Raw genomic sequence first — 8183 nt, 5'->3', positions numbered from 1 at the left:
GGTCGCATCATGACGTGCTGGCTCCAGAGAGAAAACGGAGTACAGCTTCGGGGATCAACTGCTGGCTTTGAATGTGGGGTTCATGGAGCGGTTACATCCGACGCACGTGCCGTGAGCCAGTTGTTTCGCGAGGTCTATGGCGATCATTACGTTCAGCCGGATGTTTACTTGCCGAATATGATCAATCAGCACAATGCCGAGGGGCGCTGGAAGTCGATGCTGGCGGTGGGCGACGTGCGCGTTCTGGGGCATGCCGCGTTGTGCCATGACACACCTGCGGACACCACCGAGCTGGCCCTCAGTGTGGTGCATCCCGCCGCGCAGGGGCAGAGTATCGCGACCCGTCTGGGACGGGAGTTGCTGTCGCGGTCAGGTTCCATGGGGTTCAAGAGCGTCTCGATCAAACAAGTGACACACCATCCCTACACGCAACGCATGGCAGCAAACATCGGCTTCCACAGCACGGGTTTGCTTCCTGACTACGTCCCTTCGCCCTTCGCTGAGCCGCTGCCGGAAACCATCGTGATGGGTTGTCATGTAGTCGAAGGACATACGCGTCCACTCCCCGACATCCCATGGCCTGACAGCTGCCGGGGGTTTATGCAGCACGTGTGTTCCGTGTTCGGGACTCATCCGGACACGACGCCGTTGTCTTCTCTGCCCTTGCAACTCAAGCAACACCATAAAAGATTCGACATGGTCATTCAGCGTTTGACCAAACGTCTGCTTGAGCAGATCCGGCAATTGCCCAGGCACTGGCTGATCTCGGCCAAACTTCAGTTATCACGGCACTTTGCCCAGGACTTTCGCAATTTGGCGGCCCTTGGCTTCACCTTTACCGGGGTGATGCCTACATCAAACCCCAATGGGTGGTTCGCATTGTTTCATCGAGGGGCGCAGTCTCGACACCTCAACCTGCACTGCCCGCACATGCAACGCTTGCATGACGATTTACAGCAAAACGTTAACACGCAGAGTAGCGCCGAAGCGCTGAACAGAGCCCGCTCAGCCGCGTGAGTCTATTCGATAAAAGTCATTGCCCGGCTGCGCGCAAATCTCCACCAGCCAGTCGACAAATACCCTCACCCGCCGGGACAACTGGCGGTGTGGCGGGTAGAGCGCCGTCAGCGGCATCCCCGGCGTCGGCACCGTCCTGAGGACCTCACACAAACGGCCTTCGCTCAGCTGGCGGGCAACGTGGTAATACGGGGTCTGGACCAAACCATATCCCGCCTCACAAGCGGCCAGGTAACCATCGGCGTTGTTGACCGAAACTTGCTTAGGCAGATCAATGAGCTGAACCTGATCATTGACCATAAACTCCAGCCCATACCGTTTGCCGTTGCTGCTGGAGAAGTACTCCACCATCTGATGACCCTCAAGGTCAGCCAGGCACTGGGGCGTTCCGTATCGCTTCAAGTAGTCAGGGCTGGCACAGGTGACCTGGTCCAGCATGGCCAACGGCCGCGCCACCAGTGAATCGTCCAGTGAGTCGCCGCCCCGCAACACGCAATCGACGCCTTCGCGTATCAGGTCGACAGGCCGGTCGTTCAAGCCGATTTCCAGCTCGATCAAGGGATATCGAGCAGTAAATTGCGGTAATGCCGGGATCACCATCAACCGTCCCACGCCCGCCGGCATGTCCACGCGCAACAGCCCCTTGGGGTTGTTGCGTGCAGCGCTGAACACCGCTTCGGTTTCCTCCAGGTCCGCCAGCAACCGCACGCAACGAGGGTAATAGGCCGCACCGTCGAGCGTCAGGCTGATCTGCCGCGTCGTGCGTTGCAGCAGCTGCACACCGAGATGCGCCTCCAGCTGCTTGATCAGAATGGTCACTGAGGCCCGGGGCAATTGCAGGCTATCCGCCGCCTTGGCAAAGCCTCCCAGTTCGACGATTCGGGTGAACACGCGCATCGCGTTAAAACGGTCCATTGCTTTTGCTTACCGGCTGATTATTTAGAAATTACGAACAGTGATAGCAGTTTTAGCCGGTTTATCTTGTTTCTGTCGAGGTCAACAATGGACTCCACACTCACAGGGAGCTGATTTCATGCAAACACGACAACTGGGCAAAAACGGTCCACTAGTGAGCGCGATTGGTCTGGGCTGCATGGGCATGACCGATTTCTACACGACTGGCGTGGACATACGCGAAGCCACGGCCACTCTGCACCGCGCGCTGGAACTGGGAATCAACCTGCTCGACACCGCCGACATGTACGGCCCGCACACCAACGAAGAACTGATCGGCAAAGCCATCGTCGGCAAACGCGACCAGGTGTTTCTGGCCAGCAAATTCGGTATCGTCCGCGACTCGGCCAATCCGGTTGCGCGGGGCGTCAACGGCCGACCGGAGTACATTCGCGCCTCTATCGACGGCACCCTCAAGCGCCTCGGTGTCGAAACCCTGGATTTGTACTACCAGCACCGCATCGATCCGCAGGTGGCCATCGAGGAAACCGTCGGCGCCATGGCCGACCTGGTGAAAGCCGGCAAGGTTCGGTACCTGGGTTTGAGCGAAGCCTCGGTCGCAACACTTGAGCGGGCACACAAGATTCATCCGATCAGTGCACTGCAAAGTGAGTATTCGTTGTGGAGCCGTGATCAAGAGGAAAACGGTTGTCTGGCCGCGTGTCAGCGTCTGGGGGTTGCCTTCGTCCCCTACAGCCCTTTGGGTCGTGGCTTTCTCACCGGAGCGCTGAAAAGTCCTGATGATTTCGCGGCAGACGACTACCGGCGCTTCAGCCCGCGTTTTCAAGGCGAGAATTTCGCCAAAAATCTGTTGCTGGTGCAGCAAGTGCAGGACCTGGCCGCAGAAAAAGGCGTGACCGCCGGCCAACTGGCGCTCGCATGGGTACTGGCTCAGGGTGATTACGTGATCCCGATTCCGGGAACCAAACAGCGTAAATACCTGGAAGAAAATGTGGCCGCACTGGATGTGAAGCTTAGCGGCGACGACTTGCAAGCGCTGGAAGCAATATTCCCGGCCAATGCCACGGCTGGCTTACGTTACCCGGAGGAAGTCATGAAGTTGCTTGACCGGTAACCGACACCTGGCCCATTCGACAAGTTGAGTGGGCCAGGACAATCGGGCTTCACGCCTTGGAGCTGACGCCCTTGTCGGTCGGCACCGTCGTGCCGTTACCCTTGCCGTAAGTTTGTAAATTCTGCAGCACGTAGATCGCCGTTTTGTATTCAGGGATCAGGCCCACGGCGTACTTGTCACCCCTGATACTGTTGTTCTGAATGGTGTCCAGTTGGGTGGCGAAATACTCCAGTGCGTTGAATTTCGCATCCGGGTCTTTCTGTATCCCAAACCGGTCAAACTTGTCACCGGCATTCATTAGCGTCATCGACGTAATATCGGAAATCAGGCCTTTGCCTCTCAAGAAGGCACTGAGATTGCCCAGCTGTTTGGGGGTGACGTTTTCCGGGTCGAAGCCTTTGATGTTTCTGTGCAGTTTCTGCTCATCCATTTTCGCGGTGTTCAGCAAGGTTGGATTGGTACCCACCAATGCCAGCATCTGCTTGACCCTGGCGTTATGCGTCACAGGCTTGCCGCCCGCCGTGTCCTTGACCAGCAACCCTGCCTTGGCCGTCCAGGCCCCGGTATAGCCGATAGTCATGACCGAACTCCCGACTGCGCTATCTGATGCAGACGTCCGTGTGAGGCGACCATAAAAAGTTCCTTGTTTAATCTGGTTTAGAGCGCGCGAGTATCAGCCTGGCCACTAGCCACACCAACAATTATTTCCGACTTTTTACAATTCTTGTACATTTACGATACAACCGGGCAAGAGTCCTGTTTCATTGGTCTATACATTAATTCAGAAAGTGGTACAGACACTAAATATGTACTACTAACCTGTTGGTTAGTTAGTTTGTATCCATTACGACACCTCGACAACTTCGCCATCGACACCGTCCTGCCGGGTCGCCTCAGCACCCAGATCGCCACGGCCGCCGAGCAGCAAAGCGCGGTGACCGAAGAGATCAACCGCAGCATGGTGCAAATCCGCCACATGGTCGACGAACGGGTGAAAAGCGGTCAGGCCAACCCTATGACCCGAAACTTGCGCTTGCCCGGTGAGGTTCAAGACGGTATCTACAAAGAATGCGTGGCTGCTGAAACTCGTATTACTTCGAAACAATCTCCTGCCTCGATGCTGGCTAAAATGGTCAGAATGCATTTTCTTGGCCGCAATTCGAAACGAGATTCCCCATGCGAACCCACCTGCGTCTGGTCGCCCTGAGCGCCCTGTTCATTTCCTCCCTGGCCCAGGCCGCCAACTTGATCCCGATCGAGGTTCACCGCGATGCCAATTGCGGTTGCTGCAAAAAATGGATCAGCCATCTGGAAGCTAACGGCTTCAAAGTCGAGGATCACGTCGAAGCCAATATGAGCGAGTTCAAGCAACAGCACGGCGTGCCTCCGCGTCTGGCGTCGTGCCATACCGCCTTGATCAACGGCAAATTCGTTGAAGGTCATGTCCCCGCCGATCAGGTGCTGGCCTTGAGCAAGCGCGACGATCTGTTGGGCGTTGCCGCCCCCGGCATGCCCATGGATTCACCCGGCATGGAAATGGACGGCATGAGCGATGCGTATCAAGTGATCGGTCTGAAAAAAGACGGCACTGACGTGGTAGTGGCGGACTACCCCGCCCATTGATGTTCGGTGCGTACATCGGGCTGTTCTTCGCCGCATTCGGTGCGGCAACCTTGCTGCCCTTGCAGTCCGAAGCGGTGTTGGTGGGGCTGTTGCTCAGCGGCAAGTATTGGCTCTGGTCGCTGCTCGCCGTGGCGACGTTGGGCAATGTTCTGGGGTCGCTGGTGAACTGGTGGCTGGGGCGCGGTATCGAGCGGTTTCGTGATCGGCGCTGGTTTCCGGTCAGCCCGCGCCATCTGGAAAAAGCCCGAGTCCAATATCAGCGCTACGGTCATTGGTCGTTGCTGCTGAGCTGGGTGCCCGTGATCGGTGATCCGCTGACCCTGGTGGCCGGCGTGATGCGCGAGCCGCTGGGGCGATTCCTGCTGATCGTGACCCTTGCCAAAGGCGCCCGTTATGGTGTGTTGGCCATGGCCACATTGGGCTGGATGGGTTGAACGATTATCCACGGCGATTGCCTGTGTTTAATGTCGCCCTAATCATGCCGATCCAGCATCGGCCGATTTCCAATGGAGTTCACCCATGTCCCTCACCCGCTCCCGCTGGCTGCCCGGCCTGCTGCTGACCGCTGCATTGCCTGTCATCGCCCACGCCGAAGGCCCGGAATACGGACCGGAGCTGCAAGGTTTCGAGTATCCCTACACGGTCAAGCATTTCGCCTTTGAGTCCCAGGGCAAATCCCTGCAAATGGGTTACATGGATGTCGCCGCCCACGGCAAGGCCAATGGACGCAGCGTGGTGCTGATGCACGGCAAAAACTTCTGCGGTGCCACCTGGGACACTTCGATCAAGGCCCTGAGTGAGGCCGGTTACCGGGTCATCGCCCCGGATCAGATCGGTTTCTGCACCTCCAGCAAACCCGACAATTATCAGTACAGCTTCCAGCAACTGGCGGCCAACACCCAGCAACTGCTCAAGGCCCTCGGCATTCAGAAGGCCAGTTTGCTCGGGCATTCCACCGGCGGCATGCTCGCCACTCGTTATGCGTTGCAATACCCCGATCAAGTCGAACAATTGGCACTGGTCAATCCCATCGGCCTGGAAGACTGGAAAGCCCTCGGCGTGCCCTATCGCACGGTTGATCAATGGTACGAACGCGAGCTGAAACTCACCGCCGACGGCATCCGCACCTATGAACGCAACACCTATTACGGCGGCCGCTGGAAGCCGGAATTCGATCGCTGGGTAGACATGCTCGCCGGGCTGAACAAAGGACCGGGGCATACACAGGTGGCGTGGAATTCGGCGCTGATCTACGACATGATCTTCACCCAACCGGTGTACTACGAGTTCAAGGACCTGAAGGTGCCGACCCTGCTGCTGATCGGTACGTCCGACACCACGGCCATCGGCAGCGACATCGCACCGCCCGAGGTCAAGGCGAAAATCGGTCACTACGACGTGCTCGGCAAGCAGGTGGCGAAACTGATTCCCCAATCGACCCTGGTTGAATTCCCCGGCATGGGCCACGCGCCGCAAATGGAAGAACCGGCGCAATTCCACCAGGCCCTGCTCGCCTGGCTGAACAAAACCAACCCCGTTCATTGATGAGGTAAGGGTGATGGCAGTGCAGATTGCGGTGATTGATGACTGGCAGGACGTGGCCCGTGATGTGGTGGACTGGTCGGTGCTGGACCTCATCGGCCAGGTAAGCTTCATCCATGACTACCCTGCCGACAACGAAACCCTGGCGGCACGGTTGGGCGAGTTCGAGGTGATCTGCGTGATGCGCGAGCGCACCCGGTTCGATGAGGACCTGCTGCGGCGCTTACCGAAACTCAAGCTGCTGGTCACCGGCAGCATGCGTAACGCCGCCCTGGACCTGAAAGCCGCCGCCGCGCAGGGTATCCAGGTTTGTGGCACTGACAGCTACAAGCACGCCGCGCCGGAACTGACCTGGGCGCTGATCATGGCGGCGACCCGCAACCTGGTGGTCGAAGCCAACGCCCTGCGCGCCGGTTTATGGCAGCAATGCCTGGGTGGCGACCTGCACGGCAAGACCCTGGCGATCCTGGGTCTGGGCAGCATCGGCACTCGCGTTGCCCAGTTCGGTCAGGTGTTCGGCATGCGGGTGATTGCCTGGAGCGAGAACCTGAGCGCCGAGCGCGCAGCCGAAGTCGGCGTGACCTACGTCAGCAAACAGGAACTGTTCGAACAGGCCGACGTGCTGTCGGTCCATCTGGTGCTCAGCGATCGCAGCCGAGGCTTGGTGGACGCCCAGGCGCTGGACTGGATGAAACCCTCGGCGCTGCTGGTCAACACTGCCCGTGGTCCGATTGTCGATGAGGCCGCGTTGATCAAGGCGTTGCAGAAACGGCGACTGGCAGGCGCTGCGCTGGATGTCTTCGAGCAAGAACCCTTGCCGCCTCATCATCCGTTCAGAACCCTGGACAATGTGCTGGCCACGCCCCACGTCGGGTATGTCAGCCAGCAGAACTACCACCAGTTCTTTTCGCAGATGATTGAGGACATTCAGGCCTGGTCAGCGGGAGAGCCGATTCGCGTACTGAGCTGATAGCAATCAGTTAAGCACTTGCACACCGCAGACCTTGTGGGAGCGAGCTTGCTCGCGATGGGGCCGACACATTCAAAGTCAATGTTGGCTGAAAGTCCGCCATCGCGAGCAAGCTCGCTCCCACAAAGTTGCGGTCTGGCTAACCGCCTTTCACCGCCACAAACGCCGCCGTCTCATAGGGCACCGTGACTACGTCTCTCCCACGCAGGTCAGACTCCGCCGCGATCATCGCCCTGATCTGCTCGTCAACCTTCGCCCGCTCCTCCGCTGGTAATGCCGCCACAAAACTGGTGGAGCGCACGCGGTTGAAAATCACATCTTCCGGCGAACCTATATGCCCATGGCTGAAACGCTGTTCCGCCAGCGATCCGAACGCCGCATGCGCAAACGCCTGCCGCCAGGGTCCCGTGTAATAGCGCGGCGTATCGCCCTCCAGCGCATTGACGATCGCATCCAGTTTCGGCACCCAACTCACCCGGGAATCGCGCTGATTCCACACCAGCCCCAGCTTGCCGCCGGGTTCGAGTACACGGGCAATTTCGGTCAGTGCCTCGGTGCTGGCAAACCAGTGAAACGCCTGGGCGCAGATCACCACGTCCACCGACGCATCCGGCAGCGGCAGGTCCATGGCGGTGCCGCTGACGGCCAGCACTTCTGGGAAGGCTTCGGACAATTTCTCGAGCATCTGCGCCACTGGCTCCACCGCAATCACTTGCGCACCGGTCGCCACCAGCCGACCGGTGAACTTGCCAGTGCCGGCGCCCAGATCAACCACGGCTTTGTCCGCGTGCAAACCAAGAGTGCCCGTCAGCCAATCGGCCACTTGCGGCGGATAGTCCGGACGACCGCGAACGTAGATCTCGGCGCCGGTTTTATAGCCGGCAGCCGCCGAGTGATGGACCTGATCTTTCATGGCAGTGCTCCAGATCGACAACGAATGCTGTCGAGCATAGCGCCTCGATTTGAGCTTTCCTTGCACAGACCGCCAGAAAGAAATGAATA

10 protein-coding genes are annotated in these 8183 nt (G+C 58.6%); 6 read left to right on the top strand and 4 right to left on the bottom strand.

Annotation, left to right across the window (positions count from 1 at the left end; genetic code table 11):
- Positions 1 to 6: 6 nt before the first annotated feature.
- Positions 7 to 1017 carry a GNAT family N-acetyltransferase gene (locus ACIQU2_RS19630; RefSeq protein WP_403143437.1) on the top strand — a complete coding sequence of 337 codons (1011 nt, stop codon included), beginning with the start codon at positions 7 to 9 and terminating at the stop codon, positions 1015 to 1017.
- Here the strand turns inward: ACIQU2_RS19630 and ACIQU2_RS19625 are convergent.
- Positions 1006 to 1932 carry a LysR family transcriptional regulator gene (locus ACIQU2_RS19625; protein WP_403143428.1) on the bottom strand — a complete coding sequence of 309 codons (927 nt, stop codon included), beginning with the start codon at positions 1930 to 1932 and terminating at the stop codon, positions 1006 to 1008. The two genes, ACIQU2_RS19630 and ACIQU2_RS19625, sit on opposite strands and share 12 nt — an antisense overlap.
- 118 nt (positions 1933 to 2050) lie before the next feature.
- On the opposite strand from ACIQU2_RS19625, the gene ACIQU2_RS19620 reads away from it, so the two are divergent.
- A complete protein-coding gene (locus ACIQU2_RS19620) occupies positions 2051 to 3046 on the top strand; it encodes an aldo/keto reductase (RefSeq protein ID WP_403143426.1) in 996 nt (331 codons plus the stop codon).
- A 49-nt stretch (positions 3047 to 3095) separates the two neighbouring features.
- Here ACIQU2_RS19620 and ACIQU2_RS19615 read toward each other — a convergent pair whose 3' ends face one another.
- Together ACIQU2_RS19615 and ACIQU2_RS19610 are read right to left on the bottom strand one after the other, a co-directional pair.
- The gene (locus ACIQU2_RS19615; protein ID WP_134420076.1) at positions 3096 to 3626 is read right to left on the bottom strand and encodes a hypothetical protein; all 531 of its coding nucleotides are present in this window, start codon (positions 3624 to 3626) and stop codon (positions 3096 to 3098) included.
- Between the two features lie 264 nt (positions 3627 to 3890).
- Positions 3891 to 4097, bottom strand: coding sequence for a hypothetical protein (locus ACIQU2_RS19610; protein WP_403143439.1), 207 nt, complete (start codon positions 4095 to 4097; stop codon positions 3891 to 3893).
- A 125-nt stretch (positions 4098 to 4222) separates the two neighbouring features.
- Between ACIQU2_RS19610 and ACIQU2_RS19605 the strand changes: the two genes are divergently transcribed.
- The 4 genes from ACIQU2_RS19605 (at position 4223) to ACIQU2_RS19590 (ending at position 7181) form a co-directional block, all read left to right on the top strand.
- The gene (locus tag ACIQU2_RS19605) at positions 4223 to 4669 is read left to right on the top strand and encodes a DUF411 domain-containing protein (RefSeq protein WP_403143424.1); all 447 of its coding nucleotides are present in this window, start codon (positions 4223 to 4225) and stop codon (positions 4667 to 4669) included.
- Complete coding sequence (locus ACIQU2_RS19600) at positions 4669 to 5103, top strand: YqaA family protein (protein ID WP_403143422.1); 435 nt, start codon at positions 4669 to 4671, stop codon at positions 5101 to 5103. Before ACIQU2_RS19605 ends, ACIQU2_RS19600 begins: the two co-directional genes overlap by 1 nt.
- An 85-nt stretch (positions 5104 to 5188) precedes the next feature.
- Positions 5189 to 6214 carry an alpha/beta fold hydrolase gene (locus ACIQU2_RS19595; protein WP_403143421.1) on the top strand — a complete coding sequence of 342 codons (1026 nt, stop codon included), beginning with the start codon at positions 5189 to 5191 and terminating at the stop codon, positions 6212 to 6214.
- 13 nt (positions 6215 to 6227) lie between these two features.
- Complete coding sequence (locus tag ACIQU2_RS19590; RefSeq protein WP_403143419.1) at positions 6228 to 7181, top strand: D-2-hydroxyacid dehydrogenase family protein; 954 nt, start codon at positions 6228 to 6230, stop codon at positions 7179 to 7181.
- Positions 7182 to 7320: 139 nt separating this feature from the next.
- Here ACIQU2_RS19590 and ACIQU2_RS19585 read toward each other — a convergent pair whose 3' ends face one another.
- Complete coding sequence (locus ACIQU2_RS19585; protein ID WP_403143418.1) at positions 7321 to 8094, bottom strand: methyltransferase domain-containing protein; 774 nt, start codon at positions 8092 to 8094, stop codon at positions 7321 to 7323.
- Positions 8095 to 8183 lie beyond the last annotated feature (89 nt).

Origin of the sequence: Pseudomonas sp. NPDC098740 (assembly GCF_044760065.1) — a bacterium.
GTDB classification, from domain to species: domain Bacteria; phylum Pseudomonadota; class Gammaproteobacteria; order Pseudomonadales; family Pseudomonadaceae; genus Aquipseudomonas; species Aquipseudomonas rossensis.
The sequence above is the reverse complement of the archived record's forward strand: the minus strand, read 5'-3'. Positions and strand labels throughout refer to the sequence as shown.

Bases quoted from the DNA above. Each gene is read 5' to 3' on its own strand.
- ACIQU2_RS19625 (WP_403143428.1), bottom strand. From the start codon at position 1,932: ATGGACCGTTTTAACGCGATGCGCGTGTTCACCCGAATCGTCGAACTG.
- ACIQU2_RS19620 (WP_403143426.1), top strand. From the start codon at position 2,051: ATGCAAACACGACAACTGGGCAAAAACGGTCCACTAGTGAGCGCGATT.
- ACIQU2_RS19615 (WP_134420076.1), bottom strand. From the start codon at position 3,626: ATGACTATCGGCTATACCGGGGCCTGGACGGCCAAGGCAGGGTTGCTG.
- ACIQU2_RS19605 (WP_403143424.1), top strand. From the start codon at position 4,223: ATGCGAACCCACCTGCGTCTGGTCGCCCTGAGCGCCCTGTTCATTTCC.
- ACIQU2_RS19600 (WP_403143422.1), top strand. From the start codon at position 4,669: ATGTTCGGTGCGTACATCGGGCTGTTCTTCGCCGCATTCGGTGCGGCA.
- ACIQU2_RS19595 (WP_403143421.1), top strand. From the start codon at position 5,189: ATGTCCCTCACCCGCTCCCGCTGGCTGCCCGGCCTGCTGCTGACCGCT.
- ACIQU2_RS19590 (WP_403143419.1), top strand. From the start codon at position 6,228: ATGGCAGTGCAGATTGCGGTGATTGATGACTGGCAGGACGTGGCCCGT.
- ACIQU2_RS19585 (WP_403143418.1), bottom strand. From the start codon at position 8,094: ATGAAAGATCAGGTCCATCACTCGGCGGCTGCCGGCTATAAAACCGGC.